Consider the following 17036-nt stretch of genomic DNA (forward strand, 5'->3'; position numbering starts at 1 on the left):
GTGTGCGGCATCGCGTTGAGCATCGGCCCCGAGGCCGACCCGGCGACCTTCCGGCGGATGCTCGCCACTCTGGCCCCGCGCGGCGAGGTCACCGAGACCCGGTCCGAGAGCGGGCTGCTCGCCGGCACCCGCCGGCTGCGGGTCGTGGACCGGGACCGGGCGGTGCAGCCGTGGACGTCGACCGACGAGCGGTGGCTGCTCTGCTTCAACGGCGAGATCTTCAACTACCGGGAGCTGCGGGCGCAGTTGACCCGCCTGGGGCAGAGCTTCCGCACCGAGAGCGACACCGAGGTGCTGCTCGCCGCGTTCCAGCAGTGGGGCGAGGCGGCGGTGACCCGGCTGCGTGGTGAGTTCGCCTTCGCGGTCGTCGAACGGGCCACCGGACGGGCGTACCTGGCCCGCGACCCGCTCGGGGTCAAGCCGCTGTACTGGGCCCGTCGCCCCGGCTGCCTGCAGCTTGCCTCCGAGGTCAAGGCGCTCGTCGGGCACGGCGCCCCGATCGTCGAGGTGCCGCCCGGGCACCACGGCTGGGCGGAGGCGGACGGGCACGTGCGGGTGAGCCCGTACGTCGACCTGCTCACCCTCGGCGACGGCCTGCCGGTCATCGACGACCCGGACGAGGCCGCGCTGCTGGTCCGTGCCGCGCTCAGCGACGCGATCCGGATGCGGGTGGAGACCGACCTGACCGTCGGGGTGGTGCTCTCCGGTGGTCTGGACAGCTCACTGACCCTGCGGCAGGTGCGCGACATCCACCCGGACTGCGTCGCGGTGACGGTCGGCGTGGCGGACAGCCCCGACGTGGCGTACGCCCGGCGGCTCGCCGCCGACCTCGACGTGCCGCATGTGGTGGTCGAGCTGCGTCCGCGCGACATCCGGCTCGCCGACGTCCGCGAGGCCATCCGGATCTCCGAGCTGACCGAGTACGGCGACATCATCAACGCGGTCGTCTCGGTGCCGATCTTCCGGCGGCTGCGGGACCTGGGCATCAAGGTGGTGCTGACCGGTGACGGCTCCGACGAGCTGTTCGGCGGGTACCCGATGTACCACCAGGTCGGCCCGGCGGCGGCCCGCAGGCTGTTCCTGCACCGGATCCGCAACCTGTGCCGCACCGAGTTGCAGCGGGTCGACCGGGCCGCCATGGCCCACGGCGTGGAGGCCCGGGTGCCGTTCCTCGACCTCAGTGTGGTGGAGCTGGCGATGCGGCTGCCGGTGGAGCTGAAGCTGCGCGGCGGGCAGGAGAAGTGGATCGTCCGGCGGGCGTTCGCCGACATGCTGCCCGAGTACATCGTGCGTCGTCCGAAGAACCCGATGTCGTACTCGTCGGGGTTGCACGAGCGGGTCCGGTTGTACAAGCCGCTCTTCGCCCGGCTGCACCGCTCGTTCGGATACGACCTGCAGGAGCCGGTCCGTCGGGACTTCGACAGCGTGCTGAGCCGCTGCGGCAACGACCTGGACCGGGCCATCGCCGACGGGTTGACCCGACCCGACTACACGGTCCTGGAGCACGCCCGCGACCTGGTCGGGGCGGCGAAGTGGAACGCGGCCCCGGTGGTGCGCCGGTTGGTCGGCCCGCGTCCGGCCCGCAACTGACGGCCCCCCACGCCACGCTTGACTCTGACACGGTGTCAGGGACGAGTGTGGGGGGACCATGTTCACCATCGGAGACTTCGCCAGACTCGGCCGGGTGTCGGTGCGGATGCTGCGTCACTACGACAGCATCGGGCTGCTCCGCCCGGCCAGCGTCGACCCGCACACCGGCTACCGGTTCTACCGGGCGGACCAGCTGCGCCGACTCAACCGGGTGATCGCCCTCAAGGAGTTGGGCCTCACCCTCGAACAGGTGCGCGCGATCGTCGACGACGCCGTCGACGTGGCCGAGCTGCGCGGCATGCTGCGGTTGCGCCGCAGCCAGCTGGCGGAGCAGTTGGCCGCCGACACGGCCCGGTTGACGGCCGTCGAAGCGAGGCTCCGAATGATCGAGTCGGAGGGTCGGATGACCAGCCAGGACGTCGTACTCAAAGAGATCGCGCCGGTCCGCGTCGCCGAGCTGACCGCCATCGCGGCCAGCTACGAGGGCGAGGACATCGGCCCGGTGATCCAGCCGCTCTACCCCGAGCTGTTCCGCCGGTTGTCGGCCGCCGGCGTCACCCCGACCGGGCCCACCATCGCCTGGTACGAGCCGGTCGATCCCGGCGGGGACGCCGTCGTCGTACACGCCGGGGTGCTCGTCGACGCCGAGCCGTCCGCCGCCCCCGACGTCGCGGTGCGCGACCTGGCCCCGGTGCCCACCGCCGCGACGATCATCCATCACGGTGCGATGGACGACGTCGAGCCGAGCATGCAGGCGCTCGCCCGGTGGATCGAGGAGAACGGCTACCGCACCGACGGGTTCGCCCGCGAGGTCTACCTGGACTACTGTCCGGACACCCCGGAGAAGGGCGTCACCGAACTTCAGATCGCCGTGTACCGGGACTGAGCCTGGGTCCACCAGCGTCAGGTCCGATCACCGCCAGCATCCGCGCCGTCGCCGGGCCAGGCTGGACGCATGACGACCAGCACCGCCTTCCTGATCCGTGCCCTGGAGGCCCGGACGCTCGACACCGTCCGTTGCACCCGCCACGACGCCGCCGACCGGCCCGTCGAGGCGCTCCCGGCCGGCGGCGGGGAACCGCTGCGCTGCTGCCTGCGCGACGCCGAGGCAGGCGAGGCGCTGCTGCTCTTCGGCTACGCGCCGCCGGGCGCCGCCGGCCCGTACCGGGAGATCGGTCCGGTCTTCGCGCACGCCGTCGCCTGTTCGGGACCGGAGCCGGCGGGTGGCCACCCGCCGGCCTGGCGGGGGCGAGCCCAGGTCCTGCGGGCGTACGACCGGCAGGGCCGGATCCACGGCGGTCGCCTGCACGACGGCACGGACCCGGAGGCGGTGATCGCCGAGTTGTTCGCCGACCCGGCCGTGTACGAGCTGCACAGTCGCAACGTGGTGTACGGCTGCTTCATGTTCGCCGTGGAGCGCGCCGCCGGGTGACGTGTCCCGCTCCATCGCGCTGCTGGTGACGGGCGTTCAGCTCGTCACCAGCAGCGCGCCGACCGCGGCGAACGTGCCGGTGACCGCCAGCAGGACGCTGGTCACCACGAACCGGGTCACCGGCACCGCCACGCCGGCCGCCCGGCACCGCTCGAACCACAGCAGGGTCGCCAGCGACGCCCAGGGTGCGGCCAGCGGCCCGATGTTGGTGCCGATCAGCAGTGCCAGCAGCCGGGTTCCGTCACCGGTGTGCAGCACCGACTCGCCGGCCAGGTAGGCCGGCAGGTTGTTCACGGCGTTCGCCAGCACCGCACCGGTGCCACCGGCGCGCAGCGCCCCGAGCGCCCCGCCGTCGGTGCCGAGCAGCCCGACGACCAGGTCGTCCAGCCCGAACCGGCCGAGGGTCTGCACCACCAGGAACAGGCCGGTGACGAAGAGCAGCAGCCGCAACGGCACCAACCCCGGGCGCAGCGTCGCGGGGGAGCGGACGACGAACCCGAGCAGCACCACCGCGACGGCGACCGTCGAGGCGAGGGCGATCTCCACGCCGGAGAGGATGCCGGCGACGAAGAGCAGGCAACCGGCGAGTGCGATGCGGTGCAGCACCGGATCCGAGGGCACGTGGCGGGTGGGTGGAACGAAGCGGCCTCCGGCCGGGCGGTGCCGCCGCCACCACGCCCACCAGAGCAGCGCCAGGGTGACCGCGACCGCGGTGAGCTGCGGCAGCGCCATCCGCGCCGCGTAGGCCAGCGGGGCCAGCCCGATCCGGTCGGCGGCCAGCAGGTTGGTCAGGTTGGACACCGGCAGCAGCAGGCTGGCGGTGTTGGCCAGCCAGACCGTGGTGACCGCGAGCGGGGCAGCCGGGACGCGCAGGCCGCGGGCCAGCGCGAGCAGCACCGGGGTGAGCAGCACCGCGGTGGTGTCCAGGTTGAGCACGAGTGTGGTCAGCGTGGCCAGGCCGCCGCAGAGCAGGAACAGCGCCGCCCAACTGCCCCCGGCGGCGCGGGCCAGCCGGCTGGCCAGCACGTCGAAGACTCCTGCCACGGCGGTCAGCTCGGCAAGCACGATCACGGAGCCGAGGAAGAGCAGCAGTGGCAGGACCCGGTGCAGGGTGGCGGTGGTGTCGGCGCGGGGCAGCACCCCACCCAGCGCGCACGCCGCGCCGGCCACCGCGAGGAACACCGCCACCAGGTCGAGCGGCTGGGGACGCCAGCGTACGGGCGGGGCGGGCGGGGCGGGCGGGGTGCCGACGGCGAGTGTCACGTGGAATCACGCTGGCACAGTGTCCGGCCGTCCGCCTCCGCTGCGGCCGTCTTGGTGACCCGTCCCATAGGCGCGGGCGGCGTCCACGCAAAGCCGGCCGGATCACCCCGGCGACGCAATCCGACAGACCGCACCGGGGCGGTGGACAACCGTCGATCGGTCCCATAGCGTCCAACGGGTATGCGCAGGACATTGCCGGCCGTCTCGACGGCCCTGCTGCTCGCCCTCACCTCCTGCACGACACCCGGGTCGGCAGGTGCGCCGCCGATCGCGTCGCCGGTGCCCGCGGCCACGCCGACCGCCTCCCGGCAGGACGCCACCCAGGTCGAGCAGACCATGGCCAGCCTGCGTCGGGTGGACGACCTGCCGCTGTACGAGATGACCTACGTCGGGGCGTACGACCCGACGGTGGGCACCGACGCCGCAGCGCCCAGCCCGTTCGGTTGCTCGTTGTTCGTCGCCGCGGGCGACCCCGAGCGGCCCGTGTTCGCCCGCAACTTCGACTGGGACGCCAACCCGGCGCTGGTGCTGCGGACCGACCCGCCGGACGGGTACGCGTCCCTGTCGCTGGTCGACATCTCCTACCTCGGGGTCGGCGCGGACCCGGCCGGGGACCGACGGCTGCTCAACGCTCCGCTGCTGCCCTTCGACGGGATGAACGAGCGGGGCCTCGCGGTGGGGCTCGCCGCCGACGACGCGGCCACGGCCCGGCCGGTGCCGGGCAGGCCCACCGTCGGCTCGGTCCGGATCCTGCGGCTGGTGCTGGACCGGGCCGCCACCGTCGACGAGGCGATCGCCGTGTTCAGCGGGCACAACCTCGACTTCGACGGTGGGCCGCCGCTGCACTACCTGCTGGCCGACGCGACCGGAGCGTCAGCGGTGATCGAGTTCGTCGATGGTGAGCTGCGGGTCGAGCGGGGCACGGGCGGCTGGCAGGCGCTGACGAACGTACCGGTCGTCGGGGTGCCCGAGCAGCGGCGGCGCACCGACCGCCGGTACGGGCAGATCGCCGCCGCGTTGACCGACGCCGACGCGGTGCTGGACGTCGCCGCGGCGCACCGGTTGCTTGCCGCCGTCCGTCAGGGGCACACCCGCTGGTCTGTCACGTACGGTCTGCGCAGCGGCGAGGTCCGGTTGGTCACCGCTACCGGTGCTGGTGAGCGGCGCTACCACCTGCCGATGAGCTGACGGGTCCGCTCTCCCGGACGTGGCCGGGCCCGACCCCCGTGGATCGGGGGCCGGGCCCGGTGTGGTGCGCGGTGCCTACCAGCCGAGGTAGCTGGGCTGGGTCTGCACGTTGAGCTCCGAGTAGCGGGTCAGCTTGGCCGTCCAGGTACGCCAGTCGTTCAGCTCCAGGACGTCCAGGCCCTTGACCATGTCGTTGGAGTAGATGTGGCCGTTGTAGTAGTACGCGGACCAGGTGCCACCACCGACGAACGTGTCGGCCGAGAGCGGGCCCCGCTCCCAGAAGGCGATCTCCTTCGGCTTGGCCGAGTCGGTGAAGTCGAAGACCGAGATGCCACCCTGGTACCACGCCTGGACCATGATGTCCTTGCCGAGCACCGGGATCAGCGAGCCGTTGTGCGCCACGCAGTTCTCGGTGTCGGCGTTCGCCCGGGGGATCTTGTAGTAACTGCGGAACGTCATCGTCCGGGCGTTGCCGCGGCCGGCGATGTCGTAGATGGCGTCCGCGCCGCGGTTCGGGCCGACGGCCTCGTTGCAGGTCGCCGCCCCGCCACCACCCAGCTCGTCGGTGAAGATCACCTTGGTGCCGGAGTTGTTGAAGGTGGCCGAGTGCCAGAACGCGAAGTTGACCTCGTCGCGTACCCGGTTGATGACGCGCGGCTTCTCCCGGTTCTTGATGTCGAGCAGGATGCCGTCACCCATGCAGGCGCCGGCGGCCAGGTCCTTCGACGGGTACGCGGTGATGTCGTGGCAACCGGTGGTCGCCGAGCCGGTCCCGCTGCCCGGGAAGCCACCGTCGGGGAAGAGGTTCGGCGTCGCGACCACGGCCGCGTCGGTCGGCTTCTTCACCGGCACCTTGATGATGGAGATGGAGTCGTGCGGCGGCTGGCAGTCGGGGAATTCGGCCCGCGGGCTGTACGACGAGACGTACAGGTAGACGGCCTTGCGGTCCTTGCCCGGCACCAGGGTGTGGGTGTGTGAGCCGCAGGCAGTCTCGACGGACTTGATGTAGCGCGGGTTGGCCTTGTTCTTGATGTCGAAGATCTTGATGCCCTCCCACGAGTCCTTCACGTCGGCCCCCTGCGCCGTGCTGTTGCAGGAGTCGTCGCTGCGGGACGAGTCGGTGGAGAGGAAGAGCAGGTCACCGTGGACGGAAATGTCGTTCTGCGACCCCGGGCAGAGCACCCGGGCCGTGACCTTCGGAGCGCTGGGCCGCGAGATGTCGTAGATGACGAAGCCGTTGTAGTTGCCGGCGAACGCGTACTTGCCCTGGAAGGCGATGTCGCTGTTGGTCGCGTCCAGTGGGGCGACCTTGGGCACGTTGGCGATCTGGCGCAGGTTGGGGCTGCTCACGATCTCGTCGACGCCGGGGATCGTGTTGGTGAGCGCAGGGGCTGGGGCCGCCTGCGGCACCGTCTGGGCGTTGCTCGCCGGGGCGACGAGGGCGCTGGCGACGAGGAGGCCGGTCGTGGCCACCGCCACGATGCGCAGTTGTCGTAACCGTGGCTGGGGGAGTCTGATCATCGGCGGGGCCCTTCGCAAGGGGGAGACGATGGTTGACACGTTACCGCCCGACGAAGAACGTCGATGTGATCGGGGTCACATGAAAGTGTGTTCTTCAATGGATAACATCGCGGTGACCTCGACTGCAGGGAGTGGCCCATGACCAGCCGGCGCGCACGGACCCTGGCGGTCGTCACACTGGCTGTCGCGGTGCCGCTGGTGGCGTTCATGATGATCCACCTCGGCGGCGACACCGGTACGGGCGCCGTGCAGCCGGTCTCCGCGCCCGTCACCTCCGTCGCGTCGCCGAGCGCCAGTCCCGTCCCCACCGACCTGACCGTCATCGCGCCCGGCCGTCCGGGAGAGCCGGCGGCCACCCGCGCGGCCCATGAGGTCCGCGACGCCGGCCCCGCCCCGCACAACTCGTTGGACGTCTGGTTCGTCCGCATGATGATTCCGCACCACGCGCAGGCCCTGGCGATGGCGGAGCTCGCCCCCGACCGGGCCGCCGACCCCACCGTCCGTGCCATCGCCGATCGGATCCGGGCCAGCCAGGGGCCGGAGATGGGCATGATGCGGGGCTGGTTGCAGACCCGTGGCCTCCCGGCCGAGGTGCCGGGCCACGACCACGGCACCATGCGCGGCATGCAGTCGCCCGAGGCGATGCGGCAGCTCGCCGCGGTCCGTGGCGCGGACTTCGACCGGCTCTTCGTCCAGATGATGACCGAGCACCACCGGGGCGCCATCGAGATGGCCACCAACCTGCTCACGGTCGGCTCCGACCTGACGCTCAACGAGTTCGCCAACTCCGTCGCCACCGAGCAGAGCGTCGAGATCGACCGCATGCGCGAAATCCTCGACCGCTGAGCCCGGGCGCGGGGCACAAGCACCCAGCGCCCCGGCACGTACGCTGGGTGACCGTGAGACGCACCCTGTTCGGTCGCCCGCTGCGCAGCGTCGCCTTCGACGTGGCCGTCGCCGGCCTGGTGGCGCCCCTGTCCCTGGCGGCGGCGGTGAGCCAGCCGGGCGGTTGGGCCGCCTCGCTGGTCGGCGTGGGGATGGCGGTGGCGTTGCTGTTCCGCCGTACCCACCCGGTCGCGGTGACCGTGGCGGTCGCGGTGCTCGCCCTGATCCAGGTGGTCGCCCGGTGGGGTCCGCTCATCTACGACGTCGCCGTCCTGATCGCCCTCTACAGCGTGGTGAAGTACGGCCGGCGGCTGCGCGACGGCGTGCTGGCCGGCGGAGTCGCGGCCGTCGGGGTGCTGCTGGCCGCCGCGCAGGCCCCCAGCGGCATCCGGTGGTGGATGACCGCGCTGTGGTACGCGCTGGTCACCGGTGCGGTGTGGTTGGTCGCGTTGAACGTGCGGACCCGCCGGCTGTACGTCCTCAGCCTGGAGGAGCGGGCCACGACCCTGGAACGCGAGCGGGAGGCCGAGTCCCGGGCGGCGGTCGCCGAGGAGCGCACCCGGATCGCTCGTGAGCTGCACGACGTTGTCGCCCACAGCATGGCCGTGATGATCGTCCAGGCGGACGGCGCCCGGTTCATGCTCGACCGTGACCCCGCCCAGGCGCGGACCGCCGTGAAGGTGGTCGCGGACACCGGCCGGCAGGCCCTCGAAGAGATGCGCCGGCTGGTCGGTGTCCTGCGCGACGCCGGCCCGGCCGGCGCGGACGGGGCCGACGAACTGGCGGTGGCGGCCGACCCCGAGCACCGCCGCCTCGCCCTGGCCGAACTGCCCGACCTGCTGGCCCGGTTCGACGACGCCGGGCTGCACATCCGCAGCACCGTCACCGGTGCGCCACCGGCCCTGCCGCCGGGCCTGGAGCTGACCCTCTACCGGGTGGCGCAGGAGGCGTTGACCAACGCGCTCAAGCACGCCGGTGTCGGCGCCGGCGTCGAGGTCGTGCTGTCGTACACCGCCGAGGCCGTCGTGGTCCGGGTGGTCGACGACGGTCGCGGCCGCCCGCTGGTCAGTCCGGCGCCGTCCGGGGGGCACGGCCTGCTCGGCATGCGGGAGCGGGTGACGGTGTACGACGGCAGCCTCACCGCCGGTCCCCGGCCGACCGGGGGCTGGCAGGTCGAGGTCCGGCTGCCGCTACCGAAATGCGGGCTAGTGCACCGTCCTTCAGGGCGGTGGTGAAGGCCGGTGTGGGAGGGCCGGCAAGGCCCGAGCGTGCCCTGGGCCGGACGGTTCTGTTGCTCGATGTAATGCCGCAGGACGCTCAGGGTGCCCCACCGACGGAGCCGGCGAAGTACGACGCCGACCACAGGTGGTTGGTGCAGGTGGGCGTGCAACGCGAAAGTGCAGTGTGTACCGGTGCGGATGTCTCCGAGGTCAGTCATAGGCCAGTGTTAGATTCGGCCCCGTGCAGCTTCGGTACAACTACCGGCTCTACCCGGATGGCGTCCAGCGTGAGGCGTTGTCGAAGGCGTTCGGGTGTGCGCGGGTGGTGTTCAACGACGGGCTGCGCGTGCGTCAGGAAGCACACGACGCTGGCCTGCCGTATCCGACGGACGCCGAGCTGTCCAAGCGGGTTACCGTGGCGAAGTTGACGCCGGAGCGGGCGTGGCTGGGCGAGGTGTCGTCGGTAGTGTTGCAGCAGGCCCTCGCGGACCTGAACACCGCGTACCGCAACTTCTTCGCCTCGGTGTCGGGTAAGCGCAAGGGTCGCAAGGTCGCCGCTCCCCGGTTCCGGTCCCGTAAGGACAGCCGGCAGGCGGTCCGGTTTACCGCCAACGCCCGGTTCAAGGTCCTCGACAACGGTCGACTGCGGCTGCCGAAGATCGGCGATCTGGAAGTCCGTTGGTCGCGGGAGTTGCCGGCTGCGCCGACGTCGGTGACGGTGGTCCGGGACGCCGCCGGTCGGTACTTCGCCTCGTTCGTGGTGCAGACCGCCGACCAGCCGTTGCCCGAGCGGGAGTCGGAGGTCGGCATTGACCTGGGGCTGACGCATTTCGCGGTGATGTCCGACGGGACGAAGGTGAGCGCGCCGAAGTTTCTGCGTCGTGCAGCCCGCAAGCTGCGTCGGTTGCAGCAGGGCTTGTCCCGTAAGCAGCGGGGCAGCAACAACCGTAGGAAGGCCGTGGTGAAGGTCGCCCGCGCGCACGCGAAGGTGGCCGACACCCGGCGGGACTGGCAGCACAAGCTTTCGACGCAGATCATCCGCGACAACCAAGCGGTGTTCGTCGAGGACCTGTGCGTGACCGGTCTCGCCCGGACACGGTTGGCGAAGTCGGTGTACGACGCTGGGTGGTCGCAGTTCACGGCCATGCTGGAGTACAAGGCTGCCCGGTACGGGCGCACCTTCGCCCGGGTAGATCGGTTCTTCCCGTCGACCCGCATGTGCTCGGACTGCGGCCGGATCAACGACAAGATGGCGCTCAACGTCCGGACGTGGGGCTGCCCATGTGGCAGCCTGCACGACCGAGACGTGAACGCCGCCAGGAACATCAGGGCCGCCGGGCGGGCGGACCTCAACGACCGTGGAGCGCGGGTAAGACCGGCACCCATGCCGGCACCGCGCGGGGAAGCGGTAACCCGCCGGGAGCTTGCCGCTTCGGCGGTGTAGCAGACCGGAATCTCTACCCCTCAGGGCGGAGAGGGCGTCAACGTCAGAGCCGGCAACGGACGGAGGTGATCGCGGCATGACGGTCCGGGTAGTGATCGTGGACGACCAGGCGCTGGTTCGCGCCGGGTTCCGGATGGTGCTGGACTCCCAGCCCGACCTGGAGGTCGTCGGGGAGGCGATCGACGGTGCGGACGCCCTGCGGGTGCTCGCCCGCACCGAGGCCGACGTCGTCGTGATGGACATCCGGATGCCCACCATGGACGGGGTGGAGGCGACCCGGCGGCTCTGCGCCGAGGGGCCCCCGGGTGGACCCCGGGTGCTGGTGCTGACCACCTTCGACACCGAGGCGGACGCGTTCGCGGCATTGCAGGCCGGGGCGAGTGGATTCCTGCTCAAGAACGTTCCGCCGGAGGAGTTGCTGGCCGCGATCCGGGTGGTGGCCCAGGGCGACTCGGTGGTGGCCCCGTCGATCACCCGACGCCTGCTGGACCGGTTCGCCGGTCAGCTCGGCACCGCCCCGAGCGCCGACCCCCGGCTCGCGCAGCTCACCGAACGGGAACGGGAGGTGCTGCTGCTGGTCGCCCAGGGGCTGTCCAACGCGGAGATCGCCGCCCGGGTGCACGTGGCCGAGGCGACGGTGAAGACCCACGTCGGGCGGATCCTGGCGAAGCTCCAGCTGCGCGACCGGGTCCAGGCGGTGGTCCTGGCGTACGAGAGCGGGCTGGTCACGCCGGGCGGATGACGCCGCGTACGACCTGGGTCGTAGCGGTGCACGGGCGCGGCGCGACCCGGGGCGCAGGCAGGTCGAGCGCGCAGGTGGAGATCAACGGACCGGTGCCGGCCCTAGCGTCGGTGGGGTCCGATCCGCCACCTGCACCGGGAGCACCGCATGATCCGCCTGACCCTGCGCTCGTTGCGTGCCGAGGCGCTGCGCATGCTGCTCTCGGCGCTCGCCATCGTGCTCGGCGTCGCGTTCGTCGCCGGCACGATGATCTTCGTGGACGGCATGCAGGCCGGCGCGTACGAGCGGGCCGGCACCTTCGACCGCCACACCGACCTGGGTGTCTACCCGGCCGGCCGCGAGGTGTTGCCCCCGGCTCTCATCGACCGGGTGCGGACGCTCGACGGGGTGGCCGCCGCCGCCGGCGAGTTGACCAACACCGCCGGGATCGTCGGCGCCGACGGGCGGCCGGTGCTCGGCTTCACCATGCTGGTCGCCGTCCCCACCGAGGACGCCCTGCGCTCGTACGACCTGGTGGCCGGCCGGTTGCCCGACCGGGCCGGGGAGGTGGTGCTCGACGCGCCGACGGCGGCCGAGCAGGGCTTCGGGCTCGGCGCGGCGGTCCGGATCGGCGCCACCGGTGGGGCGGCCCGCCCGTACACCCTGGTCGGCACCGTCGACGTGGCCGGGACCGTCCGCGACGTCGGCGGTCCGTTCGTCGGCCTGGTCGGGTCGGACGCGTTGGCGCTCACCGGTGAGCGGGGCTACGGCCGCATCATGGTGGCGGCCCGACCGGGCGTCGACGTGGCGGCGTTGACCGAGCGGGTACGCGCCGTGGCCGGCGCCGAAGCCACTGTGAAGAGTCGCCAGCAGATCCTCGACGAGGCCGTGGAGGCCGCGGTCCGCAACATGAGGCAGTTCCGCATGCTGCTGTTGATCTTCGTGGGGGTCGCGATCGTGGTGGCCGGCTTCGTGATCGCCAACACCTTCGCGATCGTGCTCGCACAGCGCACCCGACGGACCGCGCTGCTGCGTCTGATCGGCGCCACCCGGGCACAGGTCTTCCGGTCCACCCTGCTGGAGTCGGCCGTGCTGGGCCTGGTCGCCTCCGCGCTCGGGGTGCTGCTCGGGGCGGCCCTCGCCGCCGGGTTGCGGCTGCTCCTGCCCCACCTGGACGTACCCGTCACCGGCGGCCTGACCGTGACCGGTTCGACAGTGCTGACCGGCCTGCTGCTGGGCACCGGGCTCACCGTGTGCGCCGCCCTGCTGCCAGCCTGGCGGGGAACGCGGATCGCCCCGGTGGCCGCGCTCACCGAAGCCGCCGTGCAGCCCAGCCAGGGTGCTGGTCGTTTTCGGTTGAGCGTCGGCGCGGTGGTGCTCGCCGCCGGGATCGCGGCGCTGGCCGGCGCCGCCAGCGCCGGCCAACTGGTGCTGGTGGCGGCCGGTGGGGTGCTCGCCTTCTTCGGGATCGTGCTGTTCGGGCCGGTGCTCGTCCCCGCGCTGGCCCGGGTGTTCGGTTGGCCGGTACGACTTGTGCTCGGCGCCACCGGTGAGCTGGCGGTCGCCAACACGGTGCGCAATCCGCGGCGGGTCGCCGCGACGGCCACCGCGCTGGTGATCGGCATCGGACTGGTCTCGGCGTTCATGGTCGGCGCGCGCAGCACCAAGGACGGCATCGAACGCAGCGTGGATGCCCAGATCGGCACCGACTTCGTGGTCAGCGGAATCGGTCAGAACCTGCCGGCCGCGCTCGTCGGTGAGCTCGCCGCCCGCCCCGAACTGGGGGTGGTGCACGAGCAGCGTCGTACGGTCGTCGACGACGTCGAGATCCGCGCGGCCCACCCGGCGCTGGTCGGTCGGACCCTGAGCGGGGTGCTGGCCGGTGACGCCGAGCGGGTCGGGCCGGGGCAGGTGCTGGTGCACCGCGAGTTGGCACAGGCCCGCGGCTGGCAGGTCGGCTCCTCGGTGACCGTGCGGGGGACGTCGTTCCGGGTGGCCGCCGTCGTCACCGACGACACCGCCACCGGCGAGGTGCCCGCAGGTCACGTCATCGACCTGTCCGACGAGGACTTCGCGGCGCTCTTCCCCGCCCAGCGGGGCTACCTGGCCGAGATTGACCCCGCCAGCGGGGTGCGCCCCGAGCAGGCCCGTGACGCGATCATCGCGGTGCTGGGCCGCTACCCGACGGTGAACCTCATGGACCAGGGCGCGTACAAGAAGATGCTCACCGGCACGGTGGACATGCTGCTCGCCCTCGTCACCGCGCTGCTCGCCCTGGCCGTGGTCATCGCCCTGGTCGGCGTCGCGAACACCCTGAGTCTGTCGGTGGTCGAGCGGACCAGGGAGAACGCCGTACTGCGGGCGGTCGGGCTCACCCGGGCGCGGATGCGGGCGGTGCTCGCCGTCGAGGCGGTGCTGATGGCGCTGGTCGGCGTGGTGCTCGGCATCGGGCTCGGCACCGGAGTCAGCGCGTCCACGATGGCCCTGCTGGACCGCCTCGGCGGCGACTTCCACGTGGTGCTGCCGCTCGGCCAACTCGGGTTGACCCTCGGCGTCGCGGTGCTGGCCGCCCTGCTCGCCTCGGTACTGCCGGCCCGCCGGGCGCTGTCCCGCCCGGTCGTCGAGGCGCTCAGCGACCAGTGACCCGGTCGCGGTTCCTACCGGCCGGGTCTCGCCCCGGCGGGTGCGGACATCCGCTGGCCGGCCCCGCCATCTTCCCCCGGCGGCGGGACCGGCCAGCGGTGCCGGGTCTACAGGCGCTCGACCGTCGGGCCGACGCACCGGTTGCGGGTGTCGAAGATGTAGCGGGCGTGCTCGACCACCAGGTCGTAGTCGAAGGTGTCATGGTCGGTGACCACCACCACCGCGTCGGCCGCGCGTACCTCCCGCTCGGTGAGCCCGACCACGGTGACCCCGGCGGGGATCTGGTGCGCCTCCGCGTACGGCTCAACGGCGTGCACCTCGGCGCCGAGGGCCTGCAACCGGCGCGCCACGTCGACGGCGGGGGAGTCGCGCATGTCGCCGGTGTTCTTCTTGTACGCCAGACCGAGCAGCAGCAGTCGGGCGCCGCTGACGGCCCGGCCGTCCCGGTTCAGCCCTCCCATGATCCGCTGCGCGACGTGTTCGGGCATCTCGTGGTTGACGTCGTTGGCCAGCTCGATGAACCGGAACTGCCGACCGAGGCGGCGCTTGACCTGCCACGACAGGTAGCACGGGTCGATCGGCAGGCAGTGCCCGCCGACACCGGGACCGGGCCGGAACGGCATGAAGCCGAACGGCTTGGTCGAGGCGGCGTCGATCGCCTGCCAGACGTCGATGTCGAGGTGGTGCGAGAGCATCGCCAGCTCGTTGATCAACGCGATGTTGACCTGGCGGAAGGTGTTCTCGATCAGCTTGGTCAGCTCGGCGACGCGGGTGGAGTCCACCGGCACGGTGCGTTCCACGAGGCGCCGGTAGAAGTCGTCCACCCGGGCCAGCGACGCCGGGTCCACACCGGAGACCACCTTCGGGGTGTTCTCCAGTCGCCAGGTCGGGTTGCCCGGGTCGATCCGTTCCGGGCTGTAGCCGAGGTGGAAGTCGCCGGGGCTGGTCAACCCGCTGGCCGACTCCAACAGCGGACGCAGCAGCTCCTCGGTGGTGCCCGGGTACGTGGTCGACTCGAGGATGACCGTGCAGCCCGGCCGTACGTACGGGCCGATGCCGATGCCCGCCTGCTCGACGAAGCTCAGGTCCGGGGTGCCGTCGCGCAGCGGGGTCGGCACCGTGATGACGCAGATGTCGAACCCGTCGGCGTCGGTGTACTCCGTGCTGGGGTGGTAGCGGCCGCTGCCCAACGCCCGGCCCAGACGATCGGCCGGGATGTCCTCGACGAACGACTCGCCGGAGGCGAGCCGCTTGACCCGGTCGGCGTCGACGTCGAGACCCACGACGTCGAGCCCCGCCTCGACGGCCCGCATGGCCAGTGGCAGTCCGACATACCCCTGACCGATGACGACCAGCTTTTCAGCGCTCACCCAGGCTCCCGCAGCAGATGGTGTAAATGGCCTGCGGAGAGCGTAGAGGCGTTTTCCACGCCGTAAGTCCGTTTTGGGGATATCGGTGCTGGTGGGGCCGCCGGGGCGGCGACGAGCCGGGCGGTTCAGCCGCCGGCGGGTACGTCCGGATCGACCGGCGCGCTCGTGGTGGTGGGCGGGTCCGTCGGCGGCGGTGGATCGTTCGGTGCCGCGGTGGTCGGTGCCGCGCTGGTCGGCGGCGCGGTGACCTCCGCCGTCGGCGTCGGTGACGTGGGGGTCTCGCTCGGCTGCGAGCTCGGCGTGGCGGAGAGCGTGGCCGACGGGGCGTTGCCGGGGACGTGCTTGCGGTCCGGCCGGTCCGGGTCGACGCTGGTGATCTGTTCGTTCGCCGCGGGCAGGTCGACCGGGCCGCTCGGTGCCACCGTCGGTGAGGTGGTCGGCAGGTGGACCGCCGGGTCCTCGCCGGCGTTGCGCGTCGCGGCCAGCGCCGCGCTGAGCCCGACCAACGCGACCAGGATGGCCGCGGCCGCGCCGACCAGTGGACCCCGCCGGCGCTCGGCCCGCGAACTGCCGGCCACCGCCGCGCCGGCCGCCGCGTCCGTGCGGGTGCCCGGCCCGGCGTCGCGCAGCGCGATCGGTGTGGCCATCGCCGTCGGCGGCTCGCCGCCGGTGACCGCCGTCCGCGCGGCCTCGGCCATCGCCGCTCCGCTGCTGAACCGTTCCTGCGGGTCCTTGGCCAGCGCGCGCGACACCAGGGCGCGGACCGCCTCGGGAATGTCGTGCGGCAACTCCGGCGGCTCGTCGTCCAGGTGCCGGACGGCGACCTGCAGCGGATTGTCGCCGGTGAACGGCGGACTGCCGGTGAGGCAGCAGTAGGTGACCGCGCCGAGGGCGTAGATGTCGGTGGCGCCGCTGACCGGCCGGCCGGCGGCCTGCTCGGGCGCCATGTAGAGGGCGGTGCCCGGCACCGCGTTGGTGCTGGTGATGCTGGTGATGTCGGTGGAGCGGGCCACGCCGAAGTCGACCAGGACGACAGTGCCGTCCTCCTGCACCAGCAGGTTGCTGGGCTTGACGTCGCGGTGCACGATGCCGCCGCGGTGCGCCGCGTTGAGGGCCGCGGCCGCCTGGGCCACGATCGACATCGTCTCGGCCACCTCGAGCCGCCCGGCCGACTCGATCCGCTTGGACAACGGCTCGCCGGCGACGAACTCCATGACGAGGTAGTCGGCCCGGCCACCGTCGGCGAGGTCGTCCGCGCCGCAGTCGAAGACCTGCACGATGCCGGGATGCCGCAACGCCGCCATGATCCGGGCCTCGGCGCGGAACCGGGCGATGAAATCGGGGTCGGAGACCAGCGCCGGCAGCAGCACCTTGACCGCGACCTGCCGGCCGAGAATCAGGTCGGAGCCACGCCAAACGTCGCCCATGCCGCCCGTGGCGACACGTTCGTCCAAGCGGTAGCGACCGCTGAGCACGACCTCCGATGACAACACCGCATTACCGTACCTAGCGTGGCGCGGGGCGGCGCGCTGCGGCAGGGCCGCCGGGCGGCTGGTTCAGCCTGACTGATCCGGCCTGACCTGTGTGGACGCCCGGCGGCGGTGACGCTGCGGATCTGCGGTGTCACGAAAAGCGACAATTTCCGTCGTTCGTGCCGTCCACCGTGGCAAGAAAGCGCCGCCAGACGTGGTTGGCGTCCCCAGCTCACCGGCCGTTACGACGACGCGCCGTCCCGCAGCGTTGATAATTGTCACTCTTC

13 protein-coding genes are annotated in these 17036 nt (G+C 72.1%); 9 read left to right on the forward strand and 4 right to left on the reverse strand.

The window, feature by feature from the left end:
- The 3 genes from EV382_RS08265 (at window position 1) to EV382_RS08275 (ending at window position 3022) form a co-directional block, all read left to right on the forward strand.
- Complete coding sequence (locus EV382_RS08265; RefSeq protein ID WP_130400991.1) at window positions 1–1590, forward strand: asparagine synthetase B family protein; 1590 nt, start codon at window positions 1–3, stop codon at window positions 1588–1590.
- A 58-nt stretch (window positions 1591–1648) separates the two neighbouring features.
- Window positions 1649–2476, forward strand: coding sequence for a MerR family transcriptional regulator (locus EV382_RS08270; RefSeq protein ID WP_130400992.1), 828 nt, complete (start codon window positions 1649–1651; stop codon window positions 2474–2476).
- Window positions 2477–2545: 69 nt separating this feature from the next.
- On the forward strand, window positions 2546–3022 hold the full coding sequence (locus tag EV382_RS08275; RefSeq protein ID WP_130400993.1) for a DUF1203 domain-containing protein: 477 nt from the start codon (window positions 2546–2548) through the stop codon (window positions 3020–3022).
- A gap of 36 nt (window positions 3023–3058) precedes the next feature.
- On the opposite strand, the gene EV382_RS08280 is transcribed toward EV382_RS08275, so the two are convergent.
- A complete protein-coding gene (locus EV382_RS08280) occupies window positions 3059–4285 on the reverse strand; it encodes an ArsB/NhaD family transporter (RefSeq protein WP_130400994.1) in 1227 nt (408 codons plus the stop codon).
- Between the two features lie 180 nt (window positions 4286–4465).
- Here EV382_RS08280 and EV382_RS08285 point away from each other — a divergent pair, with 180 nt between their 5' ends.
- Entirely contained in the window at window positions 4466–5473 is a 1008-nt protein-coding gene (locus EV382_RS08285; RefSeq protein WP_130400995.1) for a linear amide C-N hydrolase, read from the forward strand.
- 75 nt (window positions 5474–5548) lie between these two features.
- Here EV382_RS08285 and EV382_RS08290 read toward each other — a convergent pair whose 3' ends face one another.
- Window positions 5549–6994, reverse strand: coding sequence for an LVIVD repeat-containing protein (locus EV382_RS08290; RefSeq protein ID WP_130400996.1), 1446 nt, complete (start codon window positions 6992–6994; stop codon window positions 5549–5551).
- A gap of 138 nt (window positions 6995–7132) precedes the next feature.
- Here EV382_RS08290 and EV382_RS08295 point away from each other — a divergent pair, with 138 nt between their 5' ends.
- The 5 genes from EV382_RS08295 to EV382_RS08320 all read left to right on the forward strand — a co-directional run bounded on the left by EV382_RS08295 (window position 7133) and on the right by EV382_RS08320 (window position 13907).
- Window positions 7133–7840, forward strand: a complete 708-nt coding sequence (locus tag EV382_RS08295; protein WP_130400997.1) for a DUF305 domain-containing protein — start codon at window positions 7133–7135, stop codon at window positions 7838–7840.
- A gap of 47 nt (window positions 7841–7887) precedes the next feature.
- Window positions 7888–9114 (forward strand): sensor histidine kinase, encoded by a 1227-nt coding sequence (locus tag EV382_RS08300; protein ID WP_130400998.1) that lies wholly within the window; start codon window positions 7888–7890, stop codon window positions 9112–9114.
- A 226-nt stretch (window positions 9115–9340) separates the two neighbouring features.
- Window positions 9341–10543, forward strand: coding sequence for an RNA-guided endonuclease InsQ/TnpB family protein (locus EV382_RS08310; protein WP_130400999.1), 1203 nt, complete (start codon window positions 9341–9343; stop codon window positions 10541–10543).
- A 76-nt stretch (window positions 10544–10619) separates the two neighbouring features.
- Window positions 10620–11285 (forward strand): response regulator, encoded by a 666-nt coding sequence (locus EV382_RS08315; RefSeq protein ID WP_130401000.1) that lies wholly within the window; start codon window positions 10620–10622, stop codon window positions 11283–11285.
- Between the two features lie 147 nt (window positions 11286–11432).
- Window positions 11433–13907 carry an ABC transporter permease gene (locus EV382_RS08320; protein WP_130401001.1) on the forward strand — a complete coding sequence of 825 codons (2475 nt, stop codon included), beginning with the start codon at window positions 11433–11435 and terminating at the stop codon, window positions 13905–13907.
- Between the two features lie 107 nt (window positions 13908–14014).
- On the opposite strand, the gene EV382_RS08325 is transcribed toward EV382_RS08320, so the two are convergent.
- Window positions 14015–15277, reverse strand: coding sequence for a nucleotide sugar dehydrogenase (locus EV382_RS08325; RefSeq protein ID WP_130401002.1), 1263 nt, complete (start codon window positions 15275–15277; stop codon window positions 14015–14017).
- 125 nt (window positions 15278–15402) lie between these two features.
- Window positions 15403–16770: a serine/threonine protein kinase gene (locus tag EV382_RS08330; protein ID WP_130401003.1), complete on the reverse strand. Its 1368-nt coding sequence runs from the start codon at window positions 16768–16770 to the stop codon at window positions 15403–15405.
- Window positions 16771–17036 lie beyond the last annotated feature (266 nt).

This window comes from Micromonospora violae (assembly GCF_004217135.1).
Taxonomy (GTDB): Bacteria; Actinomycetota; Actinomycetes; order Mycobacteriales; family Micromonosporaceae; genus Micromonospora; species Micromonospora violae.